This window comes from Pseudochrobactrum sp. B5 (assembly GCF_001939785.1).
Lineage (GTDB): Bacteria > Pseudomonadota > Alphaproteobacteria > Rhizobiales > Rhizobiaceae > Pseudochrobactrum > Pseudochrobactrum saccharolyticum.
In genome coordinates this window covers 149,742-171,854 of record NZ_MOYL01000003.1, presented here as the reverse complement: position 1 = coordinate 171,854, position 22,113 = coordinate 149,742, and the positions used below count along the sequence as shown (strand labels likewise).

21 protein-coding genes are annotated in these 22,113 nt (G+C 51.2%); 13 read left to right on the top strand and 8 right to left on the bottom strand.

Features of this window, described 5'->3' with window-relative positions; genetic code table 11:
• Window positions 1–31 precede the first annotated feature (31 nt).
• Both BKD14_RS11185 and trxB read right to left on the bottom strand, forming a co-directional pair.
• Window positions 32–937 carry a LysR family transcriptional regulator gene (locus BKD14_RS11185; protein WP_022711710.1) on the bottom strand — a complete coding sequence of 302 codons (906 nt, stop codon included), beginning with the start codon at window positions 935–937 and terminating at the stop codon, window positions 32–34.
• 340 nt (window positions 938–1,277) lie between these two features.
• A complete protein-coding gene (gene trxB, locus BKD14_RS11180; RefSeq protein ID WP_022711708.1) occupies window positions 1,278–2,237 on the bottom strand; it encodes a thioredoxin-disulfide reductase in 960 nt (319 codons plus the stop codon).
• A gap of 377 nt (window positions 2,238–2,614) precedes the next feature.
• Here trxB and BKD14_RS11175 point away from each other — a divergent pair, with 377 nt between their 5' ends.
• Complete coding sequence (locus BKD14_RS11175; RefSeq protein WP_075656384.1) at window positions 2,615–4,015, top strand: TrkH family potassium uptake protein; 1,401 nt, start codon at window positions 2,615–2,617, stop codon at window positions 4,013–4,015.
• 253 nt (window positions 4,016–4,268) lie between these two features.
• On the top strand, window positions 4,269–4,739 hold the full coding sequence (locus BKD14_RS11170; protein ID WP_022711706.1) for an Lrp/AsnC family transcriptional regulator: 471 nt from the start codon (window positions 4,269–4,271) through the stop codon (window positions 4,737–4,739).
• Between the two features lie 49 nt (window positions 4,740–4,788).
• Here the strand turns inward: BKD14_RS11170 and BKD14_RS11165 are convergent, their stop codons facing one another.
• Window positions 4,789–5,868 carry a glycosyltransferase family 4 protein gene (locus tag BKD14_RS11165; RefSeq protein ID WP_075656053.1) on the bottom strand — a complete coding sequence of 360 codons (1,080 nt, stop codon included), beginning with the start codon at window positions 5,866–5,868 and terminating at the stop codon, window positions 4,789–4,791.
• A gap of 3 nt (window positions 5,869–5,871) precedes the next feature.
• Window positions 5,872–6,345: a transcription elongation factor GreA gene (gene greA / locus BKD14_RS11160; protein WP_022711704.1), complete on the bottom strand. Its 474-nt coding sequence runs from the start codon at window positions 6,343–6,345 to the stop codon at window positions 5,872–5,874.
• Window positions 6,346–7,153: 808 nt separating this feature from the next.
• Here greA and BKD14_RS11155 point away from each other — a divergent pair.
• From BKD14_RS11155 to BKD14_RS11125, 8 genes are all read left to right on the top strand, one after another.
• Window positions 7,154–8,080: a DMT family transporter gene (locus BKD14_RS11155; protein WP_075656051.1), complete on the top strand. Its 927-nt coding sequence runs from the start codon at window positions 7,154–7,156 to the stop codon at window positions 8,078–8,080.
• A 193-nt stretch (window positions 8,081–8,273) separates the two neighbouring features.
• Window positions 8,274–9,449, top strand: coding sequence for an alpha/beta fold hydrolase (locus BKD14_RS11150; RefSeq protein ID WP_022711702.1), 1,176 nt, complete (start codon window positions 8,274–8,276; stop codon window positions 9,447–9,449).
• Window positions 9,450–9,807: 358 nt separating this feature from the next.
• Window positions 9,808–10,347: an SH3 domain-containing protein gene (locus BKD14_RS11145; RefSeq protein WP_075656049.1), complete on the top strand. Its 540-nt coding sequence runs from the start codon at window positions 9,808–9,810 to the stop codon at window positions 10,345–10,347.
• 209 nt (window positions 10,348–10,556) lie between these two features.
• Window positions 10,557–13,325, top strand: a complete 2,769-nt coding sequence (uvrB, locus tag BKD14_RS11140; RefSeq protein WP_083647052.1) for an excinuclease ABC subunit UvrB — start codon at window positions 10,557–10,559, stop codon at window positions 13,323–13,325.
• A gap of 239 nt (window positions 13,326–13,564) precedes the next feature.
• Window positions 13,565–14,488, top strand: a complete 924-nt coding sequence (locus BKD14_RS11135; RefSeq protein ID WP_075656047.1) for a transglycosylase SLT domain-containing protein — start codon at window positions 13,565–13,567, stop codon at window positions 14,486–14,488.
• A 309-nt stretch (window positions 14,489–14,797) separates the two neighbouring features.
• Window positions 14,798–15,133 carry a hypothetical protein gene (locus BKD14_RS19120; protein ID WP_139316403.1) on the top strand — a complete coding sequence of 112 codons (336 nt, stop codon included), beginning with the start codon at window positions 14,798–14,800 and terminating at the stop codon, window positions 15,131–15,133.
• Window positions 15,115–15,330, top strand: coding sequence for a cold-shock protein (locus BKD14_RS11130; RefSeq protein WP_022710150.1), 216 nt, complete (start codon window positions 15,115–15,117; stop codon window positions 15,328–15,330). The genes BKD14_RS19120 and BKD14_RS11130 overlap by 19 nt, the downstream gene beginning before the upstream one ends.
• Before the next feature lie 530 nt (window positions 15,331–15,860).
• The gene (locus BKD14_RS11125; RefSeq protein WP_075656380.1) at window positions 15,861–16,352 is read left to right on the top strand and encodes a BA14K family protein; all 492 of its coding nucleotides are present in this window, start codon (window positions 15,861–15,863) and stop codon (window positions 16,350–16,352) included.
• Between the two features lie 75 nt (window positions 16,353–16,427).
• On the opposite strand, the gene BKD14_RS11120 is transcribed toward BKD14_RS11125, so the two are convergent.
• Window positions 16,428–17,069 (bottom strand): MBL fold metallo-hydrolase, encoded by a 642-nt coding sequence (locus BKD14_RS11120; protein ID WP_075656045.1) that lies wholly within the window; start codon window positions 17,067–17,069, stop codon window positions 16,428–16,430.
• A 364-nt stretch (window positions 17,070–17,433) separates the two neighbouring features.
• Window positions 17,434–17,715, bottom strand: a complete 282-nt coding sequence (locus tag BKD14_RS11110; protein WP_022710147.1) for a hypothetical protein — start codon at window positions 17,713–17,715, stop codon at window positions 17,434–17,436.
• Between the two features lie 328 nt (window positions 17,716–18,043).
• Between BKD14_RS11110 and BKD14_RS11105 the strand changes: the two genes are divergently transcribed.
• The 3 genes from BKD14_RS11105 to BKD14_RS11095 all read left to right on the top strand — a co-directional run bounded on the left by BKD14_RS11105 (window position 18,044) and on the right by BKD14_RS11095 (window position 20,779).
• Complete coding sequence (locus BKD14_RS11105; RefSeq protein WP_022710146.1) at window positions 18,044–18,547, top strand: MarR family transcriptional regulator; 504 nt, start codon at window positions 18,044–18,046, stop codon at window positions 18,545–18,547.
• Window positions 18,548–18,686: 139 nt separating this feature from the next.
• Window positions 18,687–19,394, top strand: a complete 708-nt coding sequence (locus BKD14_RS11100) for a response regulator transcription factor (protein WP_022710145.1) — start codon at window positions 18,687–18,689, stop codon at window positions 19,392–19,394.
• Window positions 19,395–19,483: 89 nt separating this feature from the next.
• Window positions 19,484–20,779: an ATP-binding protein gene (locus BKD14_RS11095; RefSeq protein WP_075656378.1), complete on the top strand. Its 1,296-nt coding sequence runs from the start codon at window positions 19,484–19,486 to the stop codon at window positions 20,777–20,779.
• A gap of 46 nt (window positions 20,780–20,825) precedes the next feature.
• Here BKD14_RS11095 and BKD14_RS11090 read toward each other — a convergent pair whose 3' ends face one another.
• Entirely contained in the window at window positions 20,826–21,188 is a 363-nt protein-coding gene (locus BKD14_RS11090; protein ID WP_075656041.1) for a tRNA-binding protein, read from the bottom strand.
• A gap of 358 nt (window positions 21,189–21,546) precedes the next feature.
• On the bottom strand, window positions 21,547–22,047 hold the full coding sequence (locus BKD14_RS11085) for a YbjN domain-containing protein (protein WP_022710142.1): 501 nt from the start codon (window positions 22,045–22,047) through the stop codon (window positions 21,547–21,549).
• Window positions 22,048–22,113 lie beyond the last annotated feature (66 nt).

Here is a 22,113-nt window from a genome sequence, read left to right as displayed (position 1 = left end):
ACCGGCTCTTTTTAACGTCAATTGGTCTGTTTCAGAAGGACCAGTTTCTCGCTTTGGAGAAAATGAAATCACGGAAAACATGCAGCTTGGCCGCATTTTTCAACGCTTCCGGATAACAGAAGAATGTATCGAAGGAAGGAATCTCTCCCAAAGCCGGCAGCAAACGCACCAGCCCTGATGTTTTATCAACCATATAGTCCGGCAGAACCCCGATCCCGACACCGCTGAGAACCGCGCGGCGAATGGAAAGCAGATTATTGACCTGCAAGGTCGGAATGCGCGCACCGCCATCAGTGCGGCCTGCTGTTTCCAGCCAGTTCAGCCCCATCAGATAGGACGGCGCAGATTCACCAAAAGTTACAATGCGATGCTCATCCAGCTCTTCAATAGCATTGAGCTTGCCATATTTGGCAATATAGCCTTCAGATGCATAAACATGCATATGCACGGTAAACATGCGGCGCTGGATCAGATCCGGCTGCTGCGGCTGGCGCAAACGCAAAGCACAATCCGCATGACGCATGGTCAGATCAAGCTCTTCATCATCGAGAATGAGCTGCACCTGCACATCCGGATAGAGATCGGCAAATTCTTCCATCCGCTCGATCAGCCAGCCGGAACCAAGCCCGACCGTTGTCGTCACACGCAGGCGACCGGAAGGCTTTTCACGGTTTTCATTGAGTTTGGAGCGGACATTTTCCAGCTTCATCAGCACATCATGTGCTGTGCGATACAAAACTTCGCCCTGTTCAGTCAGAATAAGGCCACGCGCATGACGATAGAACAGCGCCACACCGACATCCTGCTCAAGCGCGCTGACCTGACGCGAGATCGCAGATTGCGACAAATGCAATGTCTGCGCCGCGTGGGTAAACGAGCCGGCCTCAGCAGCGGCATGAAAAATGCGTAGCTTATCCCAGTCAAGTGGTGCCACCACACTATCCCCTTTTCATACAATGCCCGCCTTTATAGCAACGGACATTGCTTTTCATCCTCCGGCACAATGCGGTTCATCCGCTATGCACTTCCCATTTCAACTTCTCGCCGATGTCCGACAGTAAATCAGAATCAGCTTATAACTGCCACAAGACAAAGAACTAAATTTTGTGGCAACTTTAAAGAGCCAGAGCATTTTCAACAAAAACGAAAACCGGTTTTGCAAAGAAAATGTAGCCGAAACAAAGAAACAAAGCGATTTTGCGATTCAGGGTCATTCAAAACCGCTCTGCAGTGCAGAATTATCAGGTGCCGGTTGTTTAAACCACGAGCTTAACGGCTCAGGCTTCCGGTTGTGCTGCCAGCCAGCGCTCAGCTTCAAGCGCAGCCATACAGCCCATACCTGCCGCAGTTACAGCCTGACGGAAAATATCATCCGTCACGTCACCGGCAGCAAATACACCTTCAATGCTTGTCGCGGTTGAATCCGGTGCAGTCCACAAATAACCGCTATCCTTCATCTTCAGCTGATCTTTGAACAATGACACCGCCGGTGCATGACCGATTGCGACAAACACACCATCAGTTTTCACCTCGGTAATCGCACCGCTCACCGTATCTTTAAGCCTTGCGCCGGTTACAACCGGCCCCATAGGCGGATTGGCAGGATTACCGGTGATTTCTTCAACTGCATGATTCCAGATGATTTTTACATTTTCGCGCTTCAGCAGACGTTCCTGAAGAATTTTTTCGGCACGGAAACTGTCACGGCGATGCACAACAGTAACTGATTGAGCGATATGCGAAAGATACAGTGCTTCTTCGACAGCAGTATTACCGCCGCCGACAACAATCACATCCTTGCCGCGGTAGAAGAAGCCGTCACAGGTTGCACAGGCAGACACACCGCCGCCCATGAAATGCTGTTCACTTTCAAGACCAAGCCATTTGGCCTGAGCCCCGGTCGCAATAATCACAACATCACTGGTAAACACCGCACCGCTGTCGGTTTTCGCCGTGAACGGGCGCTTCGACAGATCAACTTCCGACACCAGATCATAGACAATTTCAGCGCCGACATTTTCAGCCTGTTTGGCCATTTGCTCCATCATCCACGGCCCCTGCACGGTTTCTGCATAGCCCGGATAATTTTCAACATCGGTGGTAATCATCAGCTGACCGCCCTGCTCCAGACCGGTGATGATAACCGGTTTCAGCATGGCACGAGCCGCATAAATAGCTGCCGTATAACCGGCAGGTCCTGAACCGATAATGAGGACAGGAACATGGCGCTGTGTCATAGACTTTTCTCTTTCCGCGTAACTTCATTGCCGCGCATTACAGAATAAAATCCGTATTGCACCCAGATAGTGTGAAACTAGGTTTCGCAGTCTCCGATTACAAGCTGAAGCGGGGCTTAATCACAGGCAAGTTTATCCATCGGTCAGAAAACCGCGCTTGTGTTTCTGAGAAGTCACAAATCGGCTTTTGTGTCTGCCCCCCATAGGAAATGCATAAAAATTTTGCTAGATTCCTATAGTTTTCCTATAGAGTTACCAAACCCGTGCTCCTTTACGCATAAACAGGCAGTCCTGCTGACGGGAAGAGTTATTACAGCCGAGAGGGCAGGATCATATTTCGCTTCGTTAGTAATATTTGCGCGCGTTTAGGCATGATGATGGCCGTCGCCATGCTGTTTCCTGCAATGTTTGACTTGCGCGACGGCACACCGGACTGGCTGATTTTCATCCGCTCATCCCTGTTTACCGCCGTTGTATCGTCACTGGTCTTTCTCTCCACGCAAAACAGCCATATCCGCTTTTCGCCGCGTCTCGGCTTTCTGCTCACTGTCTCGCTCTGGGTAACGGCTGCCCTGCTCGGCTCGATTCCGTTTTACTTCTCCCATCTGCCGATCAGCTTTGCGACAGCCCTGTTTGAATCCACATCCGGCATTACCGCCACCGGCTCCACAGCATTGACCGGTCTCGACCAGATGCCGCGCGGCATTCTGATCTGGCGCTCATTGCTATGCTGGATCGGCGGTATCGGGTTTATCGGTTTGGCGCTGTTGCTGCTACCGTCTCTGCGTATCGGCGGCGTCCAGCTTTTCCATATGGAATCCTCGGACAAATCCGAGAAAATTCTGCCACGCGTCAATCAGCTGGCGATCGGCATCATTGTCGCTTATTGCGGCCTGACTATCCTGTGCATTGTTGCATATTTTGCCGCCGGAATGGGCATGTTTGATGCCATCAATCACGGGCTGACCACGATCTCCACGGCCGGTTATTCGACTCATGACAGTTCTTTCGGCTTTTTTGACGGTAATAAAGCCATCCTGATTGTGGCTATGGTCTTTATGACACTCGGCTCCCTGCCGTTCATTCTTTTCATCAAAGCTGTCATTCCGCAGCAAATGCCCAATCTGCTTGATCCGCAGGTCAAGCTTTTCCTGTCATTGATCCTTATCTTCACATTCGGGCTGGCAGTGATGCTGCGCATCAGCTCCGATATGCCTTTCGGTACTGCTTTGCTGACCGCAGGCTTTCATTTCATTTCCGTTATCACCACCACCGGTTTTGCAATGGAAGATTACACACTTTGGGGCCCTGCGGCTGTCGGTGTATTCTTTCTTGCCTCCTTTATCGGCGGCTGTGCCGGTTCCACCTCCGGCGGTATGAAAATCAACCGCATCATCATTTTGTGGCGCACCACACAAGCCAGCCTCACCCGTCTGGTCATGCCTCACGCCGTCGTCAAAGCCCGCTACGGCTCATCGGAAATCACACCGGATATTGCCCAGAGCGCCCTGCTCTATCTGTTTCTGTATTTTGCCTCGCTGGTGCTGGGCACGATGGCATTGTCCATCTTCGGGCTGGATTTTGTCTCCGCCTTTACCGGCGCGCTTACCGCCCTCTCCAATGTCGGCCCCGGCCTTGGCGAAACCATCGGCCCTGCAGGCAACTTCTCCACCATCAATGACAATGCGCTCTGGGTGCTGAGCTATCTGATGCTCGCCGGACGTCTGGAACTGATTACTGTGGTCATTCTGTTCACCCGTGCCTTTTGGGTACGCTGAACAGTGACAATCACGAAAAACTGATCCGGTTCCGGAAAAGAAAATGATGCAGAATGGTTGATAATTTCAATTAACCATTCTCATTGTTTCATTCATGATATAATGCAATGACTCTAAAGCAATTCTTGGAAAGCCCGTCACAGGCACTGAGCCTTGCATTGTTGTTATATAATTGCTTTATGCACTTCTGAGACTTCCATTCTGCCTCCGGCAGTTCACAGCCCTTTTATTGCCCCCCTCTTACGGAGTTCCTATGCCGATTAAGGTTGATCTTGATGATATTGACTGGAAAATTCTGCGGGAACTGCAAAATGACGGGCGGATGACAAATGTCGAGCTGGCGGAACGCGTCGGTATCTCGGCACCGCCATGCCTGCGCCGTGTACGCAAGCTTGAAGAAAGCGGCATCATTCAGGGCTATCAGGCGATCATTAAAGGTGAAGCTGTCGGTCAGGATCTGGTGGCTTTCTGCTCAGTCGGTCTGAAACACCAGTCCGATGGCGAATTGAAAGCCTTTGCCGAGAAAACCAAATCCTGGTCGCTGGTGCGCCGCGCATGGATGGTGTCCGGTGAATCCGATTTTCTGCTGCATTGCGTTGCACCAAATCTCAACGCGTTCCAGACTTTTGTGATTGAAGAACTGACCGCGACGCCGAATGTGGATTCCGTGCGCACAGCACTGACCATCAAGCCGGTCAAAGACGAAGTTCTGATCGCAATTTAAAAGCGACATATCTCTGAATATTAAAAAAGCCGGTGAAAACCGGCTTTATTTATGTCTGCTCGAAAATCCGTTGGTAGAAATCACCAATCGTCTTCGCTTCGCGTTCCAGCGGGAAAAACTCACGCACACGCTGCAAGCCTTTTTCCGCATGTTGTGCGGCAAGTGCGGGGTCACGCAGATAATTTTCAATCGCAGGTGCCATAGTCGCACCGGACGGCACAACATAACCGGTTTCACCTTCAATCACGATTTCCGGATAGGCACCGGCATCGCTGGTCACCACTGCGGTTTGTGAAGCCATGGCTTCAAGCGGCGTCAGGCCAAAACCTTCGGTGCGAGACGGCGCCACATAAACATCCAGACGGCGATACCATGCACTGATACTGTCGCCCGCAGGATCGGCACTGACAAACGGCACCTCACCCAGAAAAATAATCCGGTCAGCAAGACCCGCTTTTCTGACCTTTTCCTGCAGTTCTTTTTCAAAGCCAACATGCTCAGCTGTAGCACGCCCTGCCACCACGGCCGTCCAGTCAGGATAGCGCGGCAGCAGTTCAATCATCGCATCGACAAAAAGGTCTGTGCCTTTCTGATGCCGCACACGGCCAAAACAGCCAATAGCATATTTTCCGGGCAGACCGGTTGCCGCGAAACGATCCTGCGCGCTTTGCGGCGGGCGGAACTGTTCCAGATCAATACCGTGCATGCTGACAGTATTCGGCACTTCCAGGTAGCTCGCCGTGCGGCCACTGGTTGCCAGAACACCGTCCATACGACGGATCAGCCATTTGGTGAAATTCTTATGATGGCGCTGTGAAGCCGAGGTAAAAATCACCTTCAGCTTCATCCGCAGCACATCGCGCATCACAATACCGGCCAGCATTTCAACATTGCGGCGGGCATGCCAGATGCGGAATTTTTTGCCGGACGCAGGCCTGCGCCACAATCCGGCAAGATCACGCAAATTCACATGCGGAAGATCATCCGGCAATCCCCGCCCGACAGCTGCAATCCTGATCCCCATTTTGCGTTGCACCGGCACCAGCTGGACAATCGTCGAGGTGACGCCGGAGAGACGCTTTTTAAAATTCGGAGCCAGAATATCAGTGTCAGAAAGGGATACGCGCACTGGTTAAATAAATCTCATACCAAGGATTTCATAGGAACGGGCGCCGCCCGGTGCATTGAATTCCACAGTATCGCCTGCGCTTTTACCGATCAAGGCACGCGCAATCGGTGACGAGATAGAAATGCGGCCTTTTTTAACATCCGCTTCCTGATCGCCGACGATCTGATAAATGCGCTCTTCTTCGGTGTCTTCATCAATGAGCGTAACAGTCGCGCCGAATTTGATGGTCGTGCCTGTCAGCTTTGAAATATCGATCACTTCAGCACGGGCGATGAAGTCTTCAACTTCACCGATACGGCCTTCATTGAGGCTCTGCGCTTCTTTGGCTGCATGATATTCGGCATTTTCAGAAAGATCGCCGTGCGCGCGCGCTTCCGAAATCGCCTCGATAATGCGCGGACGCTCTTCCTGCTGACGCCAGCGCAGTTCCTCTTTCAGCTGATCGAAGCCAGCCTGTGTCATAGGGAACTTTTCCATGCCCTGTCCTTTCTCATGCCTGATGCGCGGTCTTCAATCGCGCTAAAGCACTCCGCAGTCATAAAACCACGAAAATGCAGAAACAAAAAATGAGACTATCTTCCGGCTAGCAGAGCACCATGCGCCCTGCTGGCCGCACAAAGGTTGCTCTAACATTTATATTTACAGCGTAATTTTACCCTAAGCTGTTTCAGGCTTAAGAAATTATGCTGCAGCAGCCGGAGAACACCCCCGAGACTCAAAAATAAAACGGTCGCCGAAGCGGTGCTTCGGAACCGTTCATCATTCATCATCTGTTTCAGTTATCGTGCCAGCTTTGCAAACAAAAAGAAAGAGCAAAAAGCATCGGCAAAAAACTTGTGAAAAACTCGGAGCCTGCCCGCCCCGCGCCAAGCTTTTCTGAAACATTTTTTAAAAAAAACAGATCTTTTTTACTGAAAACCTGTGACAGCTTTTACATGAACACAACAGCATGAAAACGCTGAAACAATATATAAGACTTCAGTATAAAGTATTATAAGTCCGAAAATTTCAAAAAAACTACAGCTGACAGCGTGAGAATCATTTCGGATATACGTTGTAACATCATATATTATGCTGAAATCCGGCTTGCTTTCCTGCAATAATACAGCATAGTGACCGCGGTTCAGCACATAGTCTCAGCCTGCTCAGATCCGGTTTGCCCTCAGCTCTGTCGCGTAGCATACAGAGAAAAGCAGTTCCGGCCTGCCGGACAGTTCCGTCTCCCGCAAGACAAACATGATCTGAACTGTAACGATCCACGTTTATTGCATTCCGCAGGCATATCATGACCCAGTCACGCGCTAATTTATTGCTTCTTTTTGCCGGCCTGATCTGGGGTCTTGGCTTTGTTGCCCAGTCAACCGCCATGGAAAATATCGGCCCGCTGACCTTTATCGGCCTGCGCTTTATCGTGGCCACGGCAACAGTTGCGCCTTTTGCCTTTATGGAAGCCGGACGCGCATCCAAACCGCTTTCCTTTTCCGATCATAAAGCCTTCATGATTCTCGGCAGCATGTTGTTTTCCGGTATGGTTCTGCAGCAAACCGGCCTGCTCACCACTTCCGTCACCAATGCAGGCTTTCTCACCGGCCTTTATGTTGTGCTGGTGCCGATTTTAGGCGTGATTTTGTTTTCCCAATGGCCGCATCCGGTCGTCTGGATTTGCGCCGTGCTCAGCCTTACAGGCATATTCATGCTGTCCGGCGGTTCGCTTGACGGTTTCAGTCAGGGCGACTGGATGATGATTGCCGGTGCATTTTTCTGGGCTTTGCAGGGACTGTTCATTGCCCGCTATGCATTGCGCATCGGCAGACCAGTCACTATGGCCTGCGTTCAGTTCGCGGTCGTTGCATTTGCCGGCATTGTTTGCGCTGCGATTTTTGAACAGATCGAATGGCAGACCATTCAGGCCGCAGCGCCGGAAATTCTGTTTACCGGCATGTTCTCATCTGGCGTGGCATTTACATTGCAAGCCATCGGCACCCGTTACACCAGCGCACCGCAGGCAGCTATTTTCCTGTCTTCCGAAGCTTTATTCGCAGCCCTGTTCGGTGCAATTCTGCTTGGCGAACGTCTGCCATTCATCGGCCTTGCCGGTTGTGCGCTGATTTTCCTGTCTATGCTGATGGTCGAAATTGTACCCCGTCTGCGCTTCAAAAAACCGGCAACCGGCAAGACAAGTCTTTCAGAGGTTCCGGCAGAAAACCTGTAAGCCAAGCCATCACAGCTATGGTTTAAAAGACACGACAGCGCGTTAAACCGCCGGATTTATCTGTGCGGTTTAGTTTTACAGATTGCCAGACTTGTTAATTACTGCTTTTAAAAACACTGAACATCCGGTTACGTACACGGAAGATGTTCCGCTTGGTTGAACAGTAACAGGCTTGGCAAGGATAGAGCAGCGAATGACTCGTATTTTGTTTCTGGCATTCGTTTCCATCATTATCAGCGGCTGCACCGGCTCCCGCGCAGTGCTCTGGCACGGCCCCAATTCCAATCCGGCTTCTGTAGCTGCGGCCAATGCCGCCATCATCAAACCGGCTCAGCCAGCTTCCGTCGTCCCTGTTTATGTAGCCACAAGCCGTCAGCGCAGTGATGATTTTTCAATGCCTTACAATGCGAAACGTTCAGATAAGCTGAATTTTTCACGCGTTGATATCGGCATCCCGAAATCCCATGTGAAAGGCGTTGTGGAAAAGACCGGCTACAAGCCGGATCCGGCCAAGCATTTCGCAGCAGTCAGCTTCCAGCCTTTTGATAACAGCCAGATATTCGTCAATCAGCTGAATCAGGCTCTGGATCAGCACTCGGCAAAAGATCAGGAACTGCTGATCTTTGTGCATGGCTATAACAATAATTTTGCGGACAGCACGTTCCGCGCTGCCCAGTTTACCCATGATTACGGGTTAAAATCCGTGACCGTGCATTATGCATGGCCGTCTGCGGCCTCGCTCGGCCTTTATGTTTATGACCGCGACAGTGCCAATTTTGCGCGTGACGGTCTGGCAGAATTGCTGAAACTGGCATCAAAGACCAAAGCCAAACGGATTTTGCTGGTTGGGCACTCCATGGGCAGTTTCGTCACCATGGAAGCCCTGCGCACATTGGCACTGAATGAAGAACGGACTGCACTGAATCGCCTGACCAATGTTCTGCTGGCCGCCCCTGATATTGATCTGGATGTGTTTGAAAAGCAGGTCAAAGATGTGAAGCCTCTGCCTCCTATGGCCGTTCTGGTTTCGCGCAATGACAGCGCGCTGAATATTTCAGGCCGCATTACCGGCGGACATTCCCGCGTCGGCGACGGTTCCAGCATTGAAACGCTGCAGAAATATGGCATTGCCGTGCTGGATGCCAGCACGGTTGACGGCGGAGATCACAGTGTCTTTGCCTCTTCGCCAACGCTGATGGCACTGGTTAGTGATGGCAGCCTGTCCTTCAATACTTTGAAAGGCGAAGGTCAGACATCCGGTCAGGCCATATTGGCCGATGGTACAAATGTGATTACAGGTGCCGCTTCTATGGTTATCTATCTGCCGGGACGTATTTTAACTGCGGCTGCCACAGGCTTTCAGCAATAGTGTCAAGCTCTCACACCATCCCCGACCTGTTTTGACTTCGGGGGTGGTGTAAAATCTGTTTTCTGCAGTAACCACATTTTGCAATTTTGATTTTATCCCTATCAATAAAAACCTATATTGAGCCGGTAAGCATTCAGGCTGCATTCACATAATTCCGTATAGATTCTGACAAACGAAAAAGCTCCGCTATCCGTCCGTCCACATTCCGAATGGATGTATGACGGAACCGGAACAGGTGCTTATTCGTTTATAATTCATGGCGCCCTTTGATGCTCTGAGCTCAGAAAGCCTCTGACATGAAAAGCGCGCAGATTGTTCTGCTGCAAAAACAGACAATTCATCACGGGGAGACCGAAAAATGAAACTTGGTATCAAATCGGCAATTATTGCCCTTGCTTTATTCTCCGCCACAGCCGCACAGGCTGCGAATGCGATTGTAACAACCAATCTTAATCTGCGTACCGGCCCCGGCACGAATTATCGTACGCTCGGCTCTATTCCGAACGGTGCACGCGTTGATGTGAACGGCTGCACCAGCGGCTATGGCTGGTGTCGGGTCAATTACGCAGGGCGCTCGGGCTGGGCATCTTCACGCTATCTCGCAGTGCGTGAAGGATCATCCGGTAACTACAGCAATAATAATTTCGGCAACACAGCTGCCGCCATCGGCATTCCGCTGATTGCCGGTGTAGTTATCGGCTCGGCGATCAACAATGACAGGTATGACCGCTGGGATCGTCCGTATTATCGCCCGCACCGCCCATATTACCGGCCGAATTATCGTCCGGGCTGGGATGGATACCGTCCGGGTCGTCCGGGCTGGGAAAACGGCCATCGTCCGGGACGTCCGCACTGGAATCGCCCGCGTCGCGGCGGTGATGGTCCGCACGGCCAGTAAGAGCTGAGCCTCTAAAAACGCCGCAGAGATTTTCTGCGGCGTTTTTTGTTTCTGATAATTATCGACCAGAATGAAAACGTACCCTTTTCGTTCTATACTTATATGCCTATATTCGCTAATGTCGGGCTACCCGCTTTCTTTTGATCGGGTTACAGACTGGCTGTATCCATCACCTGTCCTTCGCTTCTGCTTGCCGAGAGAGTTCTGACATGTCCAAAAAAGATAAGTCATCACAGCCCCCTGCTGATTTGAACAAGCAGCAACAGGACGCTGGTTTCGGCGAAGCACCGCAAGTTGATGGTTTCGGTGAAACACCTCATAGCTCAGGTTTCGGCGAAGCGCCTCAGGCAGAATTTTCAGGCATTCCGCTCTCCTCTTCGGTTGGTGACTGGTCGCGTATGATCAGCGAAATGGCTGAACAGCCGGAAGCTTTGCCTTCCGCACCAGCCGCTAAAAAACCGGCAGCAAAAAAGACAGAAACCAAAAAAACACCGTCTTCCAGAGCCAAAGCCGCCACGCTGAAAGAACGCGTCGCGGCAGGACTTAATCCTGTCTCCGGCATGGATATCACCATGGAAGATGCAGCCAACATGCCTTCCAGCGGTGCCACCGCAACCGTGGAAGCTCTGTCTGCCTTGATTGAATCCGGCAATCCGCTGTTCAAAAACGGTAAACTCTGGACACCGCACCGGCCGGAACGCCCTGCCAAATCTGAGGGCGGCATCCAGATTAAAATGGAAACCGAATATACCCCTTCCGGTGACCAGCCGACAGCTATTGCCGATCTGGTAGAAGGTATTGAAAACAGCGACCAGACACAGGTTCTGCTTGGCGTGACCGGTTCGGGTAAAACCTTTACCGTTGCCAATATTATTGAACGCACGCAACGCCCTGCTCTGATCCTCGCACCGAATAAGACACTGGCAGCCCAGCTATACGGCGAGTTCAAAAGCTTCTTCCCGAATAATGCGGTTGAATATTTCGTTTCCTATTATGACTATTATCAGCCGGAAGCCTATGTGCCGCGTTCCGATACCTTCATTGAGAAAGAATCCTCGATCAATGAAGAAATCGACCGGATGCGCCACTCCGCAACCCGCTCACTGCTGGAACGCGATGATGTGATTATCGTCGCCTCGGTCTCCTGTATTTACGGTATCGGTTCGGTCGAAACCTATACGGCAATGACCTTTGAAATGACGATCGGCGACCGTCTCGATCAGCGTCAGTTGCTTGCCGATCTGGTGGCGCAGCAATATAAACGGCAGGATATCAATTTCGTGCGCGGTTCTTTCCGTGTGCGCGGCGATACGATTGAACTCTTCCCTGCCCACTTGGAAGACCGTGCATGGCGTATCTCGCTCTTTGGCGATGAGATTGAAACCATCACCGAATTCGACCCGCTGACCGGTCAGAAAACCGGCGATCTCAAATCCGTAAAAATCTATGCGAATTCGCACTATGTAACGCCGCGCCCTACCCTTAATCAGGCGATCAAATCCATCAAGGAAGAACTGAAGCACCGCCTCGTCGAATTGAATAATGCCGGACGTCTGCTCGAAGCTCAGCGTCTTGACCAGCGCACAACCTTTGATCTGGAAATGCTTGAGGCAACCGGCTCCTGCGCCGGTATTGAAAACTACTCGCGTTATCTCACCGGCCGCCAGCCGGGTGAGCCGCCACCGACTTTGTTCGAATATATTCCGGATAATGCTCTGGTTTTCATTGATGAAAGCCACGTTACCGTTCCGCAGATCGGCGGCATGTATCGCGGCGACTTCCGTCGTAAAGCAACGCTCGCGGAATACGGATTCCGCCTGCCATCCTGCATGGACAACCGCCCGCTGCGCTTTGAAGAATGGGATGCCATGCGCCCGCAAACCATTGCGGTATCGGCAACGCCGGGCAAGTGGGAAATGGAGCAATCCGGCGGTGTATTTGCCGAGCAGCTGATCCGCCCGACCGGCCTGATTGATCCGCCGGTTGTAGTGCGCCCAGCCCGTTCGCAGGTCGATGATGTGCTGGGAGAAATCCGAGAAACCGCAAAGAACGGTTACCGCTCGCTGGTCACAGTGCTGACCAAGCGTATGGCCGAGGACCTGACAGAATATCTGCATGAACAGGGCGTACGCGTTCGCTATATGCACTCGGATATTGATACGCTGGAGCGTATCGAGATTATCCGCGACCTGCGCCTTGGTGCATTTGATGTGCTGATCGGTATCAACCTGCTGCGCGAAGGTCTGGACATTCCGGAATGCGGCTTTGTCGCTATTCTCGATGCGGATAAAGAAGGCTTCCTGCGTTCGGAAACCTCACTGGTGCAGACAATCGGCCGTGCAGCGCGAAATGTCGATGGCCGCGTTATTCTTTATGCGGATACGATCACCGGCTCTATGCAACGCGCGATGGAGGAAACCAGCCGTCGCCGTGAGAAGCAGGTCGCTTATAATACCGAACACGGCATTACACCGGCATCAGTGCGCAAGAATATCTCTGATATTCTCAATTCCGTTTATGAGCGGGATCATGTGCGCGCGGATATCAGCGGCTTTGCCGAACAAGGCGGCATGGTCGGCAATAATCTCGGCGCGCATCTTGAACATCTTGAGAAGAAGATGCGTGACGCCGCGGCCGATCTCGACTTTGAAACGGCTGCAAGACTGCGTGACGAAATCAAACGTCTGCGAGAAAAAGAACTGGCTATTGCCGATGATCCGCTGGCACGAGAAGCGGAGCTGTCCCTTGAACGACCATCCAGAGGTGGCAGAACATCACCGTCACCATCACTGTTTAAAAAACCGTCGCTCGACAATATGGGACCGGGAACAGATATGGCGAAACCGCTCGGCCCGCAGAGCGACGACGATCCGACTCCGGTCAGACGGCATCGTGCCGCTGCAGGCTCCTATGAAGATCCGGTGGATGTAAAGCGTAAAACCCGCCGCTCCGGCAAGACCGGACGTCCCGGCAAATAACGTCTGCTTCTTGTCCGTATTGACAGCACAAGACGGAAAACGCATGAAAGCGATGTGCGTTTTCCATTTCTGAGAGCGTCGCGCGCCCATTCTGGCGCACAAAAATCGCTCTAACACTTTATATTTGCAGTATAATTTCACTTTAAACTCATTCAAGTTTAAGAAATTATGCTCTGGCATTAACATATGTCTCAAAACCCGCGCAGGACTTTTGCGATATATTCTGACAGGATCAGCCTATGCGCCTTCCGGCCGGATTATTTGCTGCACTCATGCTGTCTGTTCCGGTCTCTGGTCTGTCTGTTGCCTTTGCACAGGAGCAGCAGGAAAAACCAACCGAATCCGCCCCTCCCGTAACGGAGAAAAAACAGCGCGAGAAGTCTGACACCGCTGCGAAACCTGCCCCGGATGTTGCGCAAATCTGCCGCCTGATCGCTGGATCGGCTGAAAAACATGGCATCCCACCGAATTTCTTTGCTCGCCTGATCTGGAAAGAAAGCCGTTTTGACCATCTGGCTGTCAGCCCTGTCGGTGCGCAGGGCATTGCGCAATTCATGCCTTACACAGCCAAAGAACGCGGCCTGACCGATGCTTTTAATATTGAACTGGCTCTGCCCGCCTCGGCATCATTCTTGAAAGATTTACATGGCAGTTTCGGCAATTGGGGGCTGGCAGCAGCAGCCTATAATGCAGGGCCGACACGCCTGTCCAACTGGATGAAGAATGGCGGATTTTTGCCATTGGAGACAGAAAATTATGTTCTCTCCATTACCGGCAAAAGCGTGGATCATTTCAGCACCGGACAAGAGCTGACTGACACGCCGCTGGATGACAAGCTGCCCTTTCAGCAAGCCTGCCAGCTTTTACCCGTCATCAAATCCCGCTCAATCTCTATGGCACAGCTTAATCCGTTTCCATGGGCGGTTCAGGTGGCAGGGAATTTCCGTCAAAGTGTTGTCAGCGCGCAATGGAACCGTTTGCGCAAACAGAATCCGAAACTGTTCGCCGGTCGGGAAATCTATATATCGCGTGTGCGCAGCCCGATCGGCAGAAGAGGAATCTATGTCGCCCGCCTCGGTGCGAACAGCCGTCAGACAGCGGATAATCTCTGCCAGACCATCAGAATCAGTGGCGGCTCGTGCATCATTCGCAGAAACCGCTGAAACTTTCAGAGCCTTTGGCGACAATGAAAGTGAAATACACGGGGCTGCATCACTTTCCGGAATAAGCGACAACGCGAATACACAACCGGAATGCCAGCAATTGTTCAATTTCAGCAGTGAAAACAACGCTCTTTAAAATCGAAAGCAGCCTTTTCGTGTATTTTTTTCTCAAAATATGCGATTTTTTAAGTGATCCGACTTCTTCCAACCATAAAGAACTACATAATTCAGTTATTATACAACAATTTTCAAAACTAAATAAAACTTAAGTCATCTTGAATTTCTTTTTAGTGAAGTATCTTTGTATTTATGACTATTTATTTTTTATTACAGCCCATCTTGGCAAAGAAAAAACAGCGTCATAACAAAAATTTGCTTGCCAAATACCTCTCTATAGATCAGTCTTCAAATGTTCGGGCATTTGGCGAACAATGGAAGACTGGAAGAACGGCGCGCCGGAACCGCTATAAGCTCCGGGTCAGGCAACTGACAATGATCGGCTCCTTTCCTGATTTCGATAACTGCCTGCATACCCCTACCGCTGGGCGTGTGGTGCGCATAGCGGTTCGAAAAATTCCGTTGCGGCTGAAAGGCCAAGACGGCGCCAAGGAAAAGGAACGTATCCCATGGCACAAACCGGCGTAGTCAAATTCTTTAATGGTGAAAAAGGCTTTGGCTTTATCAAACCGGATAATGGCGGACCAGATATTTTCGTACATATCTCTGCTGTTCAGGCTTCCGGCCTCACAAACCTCGCTGACAATCAGAAAGTTTCTTTCGAAACTGAACCGGATCGTCGCGGCAAAGGCCCTAAAGCTGTAGACATCAGCATTACCGAGTAAAAAGCACCAACTGCCTATATAGGATTTCTGCGTGACATTCTCACAGAAGTCAGATTGCAAGCAGTGCTTTATCCAGAAACCCCGGTTACGCCGGGGTTTTTTATTATCTGCAGAGCGGCTCCTGTGAGCGCTCGCTGTTCACTTTCTGATACAGTCTGAAAACCAAAAAAGACGGTTCAAACCAGCACGCAGAGCATTACGGGATTGATCCTTTCATTAGAGAGTCTCCTATCCCGTTGTTTTCATGAATGTCTTACAGCTGAAGCCCGCCTCCCTCTAAGCAATGTGTCCGCACACTCTCAAGGCACATGAAGCCATGTTTTCAAATCCACGCTGCCTGTCATTAATCGTGACATACGGAGATATTTAAAAAGCTGAACATTCCCCCTATTTTCTGTTCAGCAAGCATTCATATGCCCTGCTCTAATGATTGGTCATCATCTTATCACAGCACATAAAGTTGCTGCTGAGAGAAGACCAAAACCGGCATTATCGAATGCGTATAGCTTCGTAAGGAGGCACAGATTATGATGAATAAGTTGACCAAGACCGCTCTGATCGCAGGCCTCTCCATTGCCACGATAGCCGGCAATCTTTCAGTTGCATCCGCTGATGACTGGGGACGCCGCCACGGGGGCTGGAACAATGGCGGCTGGAATCATGATAATGGCTGGCGCAATCGTGACAGAGACTGGGATCGCCGCGACCGCCGCCGTGATCGCAACAATGCGATAGCCGCAGGCGTGCTTGGGCTTGCAGCCGGTGCGATTATCGCCGGTGCCATGTCGCAGCCGCAACCGCAGCCTGTTTATCGTGAACCGATTTACAACGCACCGCCACCGCAGACTTTCTACCCTGCCCAGCCGGCACGCGGAAATTATGGCCGCGACTACCGTGGCTCTTACCAGCCATGGACACGCGAATGGTATAACTGGTGCTCCCAGAAATACCGCTCCTTTAATGCCCAGTCCGGTACATTCCGTGGCTATGATGGTCAGGATCACTTCTGCGTCGCAAACTGATCCCGTTCAGATGAAAAAACCGCCGGTCACTCCGGCGGTTTTTTATTAGAGTTTTGAGTGCCTGTGGCAACTCATTCACACCAGAAACGGATTGCCTCTGCGCTCATCGCCAAAGCGGCTGCCTGCACCATGACCGCAGATAAAGCTGAATTCATCACCAAGCGGCAGCAGTTTCTCCTTGATGGAGCGGATCAATGTATCATGATCTCCGCCCGGCAAATCCGTACGCCCCACTGATCCGTTGAACAAGACATCACCGACAATTGCAAAATGCATGGCTTTATTGATGAAAACCACATGCCCAGGTGAGTGTCCCGGACAATGCAGGACTTCAAAATTCTCACCGGCAACCTGTAAAACATCACCTTCTTTCAGCCAGCGATCCGGCTGAAAATTGCGGAAGCCCTCTCCCAGACCGAATTTGGCCGCCGAGGCTTCCACATTGTCGTAGAGAAACGCATCCTCTTCCTGAGAGCCGATGATCGGCACCTGCAATGCATCACGCAGATCAGCAGCAGCACCGATATGATCGACATGACCGTGGGTGATCCAGATCTCTTCGATCTTCAGCTGATTGTTCTCGATCACTTCTTTCAGCGCATCAACATCACCGCCCGGATCAACAACAACGCCTTTTTTACTGTCCTTATCGAACAGGATTGTGCAATTCTGCCGAAAAGGCGTGACTGCCACTATGATTGCCTGAAGCTTGCTCATTTATCACCCGATTATCGTTTGCGTGCTCTGACCGGTTTTCGTTTTGCCTAGAGCGCCGTGTGCCAGATCTGGCACACAAAGGACGCTCTAACACTTTAAAATTCGTACATGTCTGGTTCAAATGGATTCATTTGAGTTCCCGCGAACATGCGCCACAGAAGGATCCAGAGTAAGTGCCATGCGAATAATTAAGCGCGGCACACTCTGGTGCAAACAAAAAGGACAGCCGTAGCTGTCCTTTATATAGGCCGGATAAATCAAAAAAGCAGTGCATCGCGCACCGCCTGAAGAAAAAACATATTCATAAGACCGGCATGACATCCCGCCCTGCCGGTCATAAGGTAATTAATCCCGAGTTTTTATGTCAGGCTTTATTAGCCATGCTGTTTTTAATCAGACCGATCACGGCTGTCAGAACGGCACCACCGGCACCGCCGCCGATCAGCTGCCCGACAATACCGCTCAAAGCAGAATCGACACCGCCACCGGCCAGCATTGGCAGAAGCTGACCGAGGATCAGACCGCCGATACCACCGGCAACTGTATTGCCTGTTGTTCCAAGGCTGAGATTCTTAACTGCACCGGCCAGATTGCCGCCGACAGCACCGGCGACTAACTGTACAAGAATAGGAATAATGGCATCCATAATTGTCACCCCAATTAATGTTAAACATCAAAGTAGAACGCCTTGACATCTTGATGATGACAAGAAAAAGGAGACTGTCAATTCTTATAATTATTACCTGATAAATTCAGCATGTTTCATCCCTCGGCGCTGCCCGCAATCATGCGGTTTCACACAGAATCAGATTTAAACGGCAGATAGTGTGAAAATGCAGCATGTTGCGCCGCAAAATATTGCCATGGTTGTTTCTAAAGCAGATAATGGAAAGTAAGATGCAGATAATCTATCCGCATAGCAAACAGGCTGATAGAACTAGCAGGCTGAAATATGAATGAACCGGAGACCGGACGTGCGTTTCAATCACAATGATACTACTATTCGTGCTGCCCTCTCAGAAGATGAGGTCAACGATCTGGGCATCATTGAACTTCTGTTCTTTTCCTATCGTGATTTTACAGCTGATCCCGATAAGCAGCTTGAAACCATGGGCTTCGGCCGCGCGCATCACCGTGTGTTATATTTCGTCAACCGCAAGCCCGGCATGAGTGTTGCGGAACTGCTGGATGTTTTAAAAATCACCAAGCAAAGCCTTGCCCGCGTTCTGAAACAACTGGTTGATAACGGCCATATTATTCAGCTGACCGGTGAAACCGACCGCCGCCAGCGGGAATTATATCCGACTGTTTCCGGCCGCGAGCTTATTCTTTCTCTGACACAACCACAGTCAAACCGCATTGCCGCCGCTCTGGCTGAAAGCAATGTCACGGAAAAACAAATTATCCAGAATTTCCTGAAAGCCATGGTCAACAGCGACCAGCGCGATCAGATCGACAGCCTGCCGCTCAGCCGGTAAATATAAACAGCCTTCATTCACATAGTGTGTATATCCGAAGGCCGTGCACACAGATAAACAGACTGCAGAAGCCGAGATAACAAGCTGAATACACGCCTCGCCTGAGGCAGGAAAAGCTCTGTACTGAAAGGGTAAACCAATGACCAGCGAAGACACAATTCTGTCCGACGATGCCCCGCACCTGCTGGTGGTTGATGATGATACCCGTATCCGCAGCCTGCTCTCGCAATATCTGAGCACCACCGGTTACCGTGTCACAATGGCAGCCAATGCACAGGAAGCCCGCCGCAAGCTCGAAGGCATTGATTTCGATCTCATTATTCTCGACGTTATGATGCCGGGCGAAAGCGGCGTGGAGCTGACCCGCTCGCTGCGAGAGCAGAAGAATGTGCCCATTCTGATGCTTACCGCGCTTTCAGAAACTGACAGCCGTATCAGCGGCCTCGAAGCCGGTGCCGATGATTATCTCTCCAAGCCGTTTGATCCGCGTGAACTGACCCTGCGTATCAATAATATTCTGCGCCGCGGTGCCCAGCCGACACAGCATATTATTGAGCAGATTGTTTTCGGCCCCTACACTTTTTCCATTCCGCGCAAGGAACTCAAACAGGGCGGCGAAGTTATCAAACTGACAGATCGTGAACAGGATATTATGACGATCTTCGCTGAACGCGCCGGTGAGACAGTACCGCGTCATGAACTGACAGGTCAGGACGGGGAAGTTGGAGAAAGAACAATCGATGTGCAGATCAACCGTCTGCGCCGCAAGATTGAAGTTGATCCTGCCAATCCGATCTGGCTGCAAACAGTGCGCGGCATCGGCTACAAGCTGAGCATTGAGCAATAAAAGCGCTCGTCGCCAATAACATAATCCTGACGGACAGGAGAAAATAGCAGTTGCTCTGGAAAAGGTTTTCCGACTGGCTGGCATTGCGTATGCCCAAGCGGCTTTATGCGCGCTCGCTCATCATCATCATCGCTCCGATGGTGCTGTTGCAGTCGGTTATTGCCTTCGTTTTTATGGAGCGGCACTGGCAGATGGTCACAGAGCGTCTGTCCACTGCGGTTGTGCGCGATATTTCTGCTATTATTGATATTCTGGAAACCTATCCGCAGGAACCCGATTACGCGAATATCATCCGTATTGCGCAACAGCGGCTGGATCTCAACGTATCTGTTCTGCCACCCTCGCCGCTGCCGCCGCCGGGGCCAAAACCGTTTTTCTCCATCCTTGATTATTTTCTCAATGAGGAAATCACCCGCCAGATCAATCGTCCGTTCTGGATTGATACGGTCGGGGATTCTGATCTGGTAGAAATCCGCATTCAGCTGGATGACAAAGTCTTACGTGTTTTTGCCAAGCGCAGTCAGGCCTATGCATCCAATACGCTGATCTTCCTTACATGGATGATCGGTACGGCACTGGTTTTGCTGACCATTGCGATTGCCTTCCTGCGCAATCAGATCAAACCGATCCAGCAATTGTCAGAAGCGGCGGAAAGTTTCGGTAAAGGCCAGCCGATGCCTGCCGGTTTCCGTCCCCATGGTGCTGAAGAAGTGCGCAAGGCGGGCATTGCCTTCATCCAGATGCGCGAACGCATTGAACGGCAGATTGAACAGCGTACAGCCATGCTCAGCGGCGTGAGCCACGATCTGCGCACCATTCTCACGCGCTTTAAATTACAGCTGGCCATTGCAGGCAGCAAGATTGATACGGTGCCGCTTAATCAGGATATTACCGACATGCAGAATATGCTGGAAGGCTATCTGGCTTTTGCACGCGGTGAAGGCAGTGAGGAGCAAGGCGTTCTGGATCTGCAAATCCTCATCACAAAACTGGAAGAAGAAGCACGGCTGCGCAATCGCGGTTTCTCCGCCGAGATACACGGCAACAGCAATATTCACGTCCGCCCGAATGCGTTCACACGGCTGGTCAGCAATCTCGTCGGCAATGCTTTCCGCTATGCGCAATCCGTGCATTTAACGGCAACCCATGAGAATGACTGGCTGACCATTGTTGTCGATGATGACGGCGCAGGCATACCGGAAGACAAGCGGGAAGAAGTTTTCAAACCCTTTGTCCGTCTGGATGAAGCCCGCAATCAGGATGCAGGCGGCACTGGTCTGGGTCTAGCGATTGCCCGCGACATCGCCCGCAATCACGGCGGCGATATCACACTGGACAGCAGTCCGACCGGCGGTCTGCGCGCCATTGTCAGTATTCCTGCCTGATGCATTCTCAAGCGGTTTAAATGAGACAGCGTAACGCGGTATAAGACTAGATCAGCTTCTGCCCGTTCGGCACATTCCGCTCTGTTGCCGCCAAGACAATATCGCCATTTTCATCGGCAAATCCGAGCGTCAAAACTTCGGACATAAACGGACCGATCTGGCGCGGCGGGAAATTGACAACGGCCAGAACCTGACGGCCGACCAGCGTTTCCGGCGTATAATGAACAGTAATCTGTGCGGATGATTTTTTAATACCGATCACATCACCGAAATCAATTTTCAGCTTATAGGCAGGCTTGCGGGCTTTGGCGAAAACTTCCGCTTCAATAATCGTACCGGTGCGGATGTCGACTTTTTCAAAATCCGCAAAACTGATTTCCTGCTGCTCAGACACGACACCCTCGCCCATACTTGTAGAGCGTGTCGCGTGTAATTTTATCCACTGCGCCCGCTCTGTCTCCAAGTTTTTACACATGTCACTATCGGAAAACCGGTAGCCGCTTTTCCGCGACATGCTCTGGAGCATAATTCCTTAAACTTAGATCAGTTTAAGACAAAATTATGCTCTAATTTTAAAGTGTTAGAGCGAATTTTGTGTGCCAAGTCTGGCACACGGCGCTCTAGAGCATTTCACAGTCAAGTTAGATAAACTTGACGCCCGTGATAATGCGGCAAATTAAAGAATCTAGAGCGAGCACTGTGATCCAATCTGGACGTAAACCGCTCTACCGCTGCCATTTTAAACAGGCAGCGCTTGTTTTATCACCTTAAGCCCGGCCAACCGTTTCAAACAGCACGCCCTGCAAAGCTTCTTTCGCCGGCACCCCCGACCAGACCACAAACTGGAAAGCCTGATAATAGCATTCACAGGCTTCCAGCGCGCTGGCCAGCAATACTTCGACCTGACGGCTGGTTGGCTTAGCGCCGCCCGCCAGCAACAGGGACTGGCGATACATAATCGCCCCTTCCTGACGCCACAGATCAAAATGCCCCATAAGCAGCTGCTCATTAATAAGCGAGAGCAGACGCATGACTTCATTCACGCGCGGCTCACTCACCTTTACATCAAAGGCGCAGGCCAGATGCAGCGCTTCAAACTCTTCCATCCACGAGAATGAAAGATGATAATCCGTCCAGTTACCGACAACAGAGACAGCAATCTCATCGTCACCGGTACGGTCAAAAGCCCAGTCATTGGCATGCGCAACCTGTTCAATGACATCCACCGGATGTGCATCGCGAGCGATATCGAGCTCAAGAAGGTTCATGTTCGTTCCCTGTTTTTGGGCTTACCCGCAAGAGTAAAACCCGGATTCCGGCTGTCATAAACACGC

Coding starts and splice junctions, on each gene's coding strand:
- BKD14_RS11170 (WP_022711706.1), top strand. CDS start 4,269: ATGCCGATTAAGGTTGATCTTGATGATATTGACTGGAAAATTCTGCGG.
- BKD14_RS11125 (WP_075656380.1), top strand. CDS start 15,861: ATGAATAAGTTGACCAAGACCGCTCTGATCGCAGGCCTCTCCATTGCC.
- BKD14_RS11095 (WP_075656378.1), top strand. CDS start 19,484: ATGCCCAAGCGGCTTTATGCGCGCTCGCTCATCATCATCATCGCTCCG.
- uvrB (WP_083647052.1), top strand. CDS start 10,557: ATGTCCAAAAAAGATAAGTCATCACAGCCCCCTGCTGATTTGAACAAG.
- trxB (WP_022711708.1), bottom strand. CDS start 2,237: ATGACACAGCGCCATGTTCCTGTCCTCATTATCGGTTCAGGACCTGCC.
- BKD14_RS11145 (WP_075656049.1), top strand. CDS start 9,808: ATGAAACTTGGTATCAAATCGGCAATTATTGCCCTTGCTTTATTCTCC.
- BKD14_RS11090 (WP_075656041.1), bottom strand. CDS start 21,188: ATGGGCGAGGGTGTCGTGTCTGAGCAGCAGGAAATCAGTTTTGCGGAT.
- BKD14_RS11155 (WP_075656051.1), top strand. CDS start 7,154: ATGACCCAGTCACGCGCTAATTTATTGCTTCTTTTTGCCGGCCTGATC.
- BKD14_RS11175 (WP_075656384.1), top strand. CDS start 2,615: ATGGCCGTCGCCATGCTGTTTCCTGCAATGTTTGACTTGCGCGACGGC.
- greA (WP_022711704.1), bottom strand. CDS start 6,345: ATGGAAAAGTTCCCTATGACACAGGCTGGCTTCGATCAGCTGAAAGAG.
- BKD14_RS11100 (WP_022710145.1), top strand. CDS start 18,687: ATGACCAGCGAAGACACAATTCTGTCCGACGATGCCCCGCACCTGCTG.
- BKD14_RS11110 (WP_022710147.1), bottom strand. CDS start 17,715: ATGGATGCCATTATTCCTATTCTTGTACAGTTAGTCGCCGGTGCTGTC.
- BKD14_RS11150 (WP_022711702.1), top strand. CDS start 8,274: ATGACTCGTATTTTGTTTCTGGCATTCGTTTCCATCATTATCAGCGGC.
- BKD14_RS11130 (WP_022710150.1), top strand. CDS start 15,115: ATGGCACAAACCGGCGTAGTCAAATTCTTTAATGGTGAAAAAGGCTTT.
- BKD14_RS19120 (WP_139316403.1), top strand. CDS start 14,798: ATGACTATTTATTTTTTATTACAGCCCATCTTGGCAAAGAAAAAACAG.
- BKD14_RS11085 (WP_022710142.1), bottom strand. CDS start 22,047: ATGAACCTTCTTGAGCTCGATATCGCTCGCGATGCACATCCGGTGGAT.
- BKD14_RS11120 (WP_075656045.1), bottom strand. CDS start 17,069: ATGAGCAAGCTTCAGGCAATCATAGTGGCAGTCACGCCTTTTCGGCAG.
- BKD14_RS11135 (WP_075656047.1), top strand. CDS start 13,565: ATGCGCCTTCCGGCCGGATTATTTGCTGCACTCATGCTGTCTGTTCCG.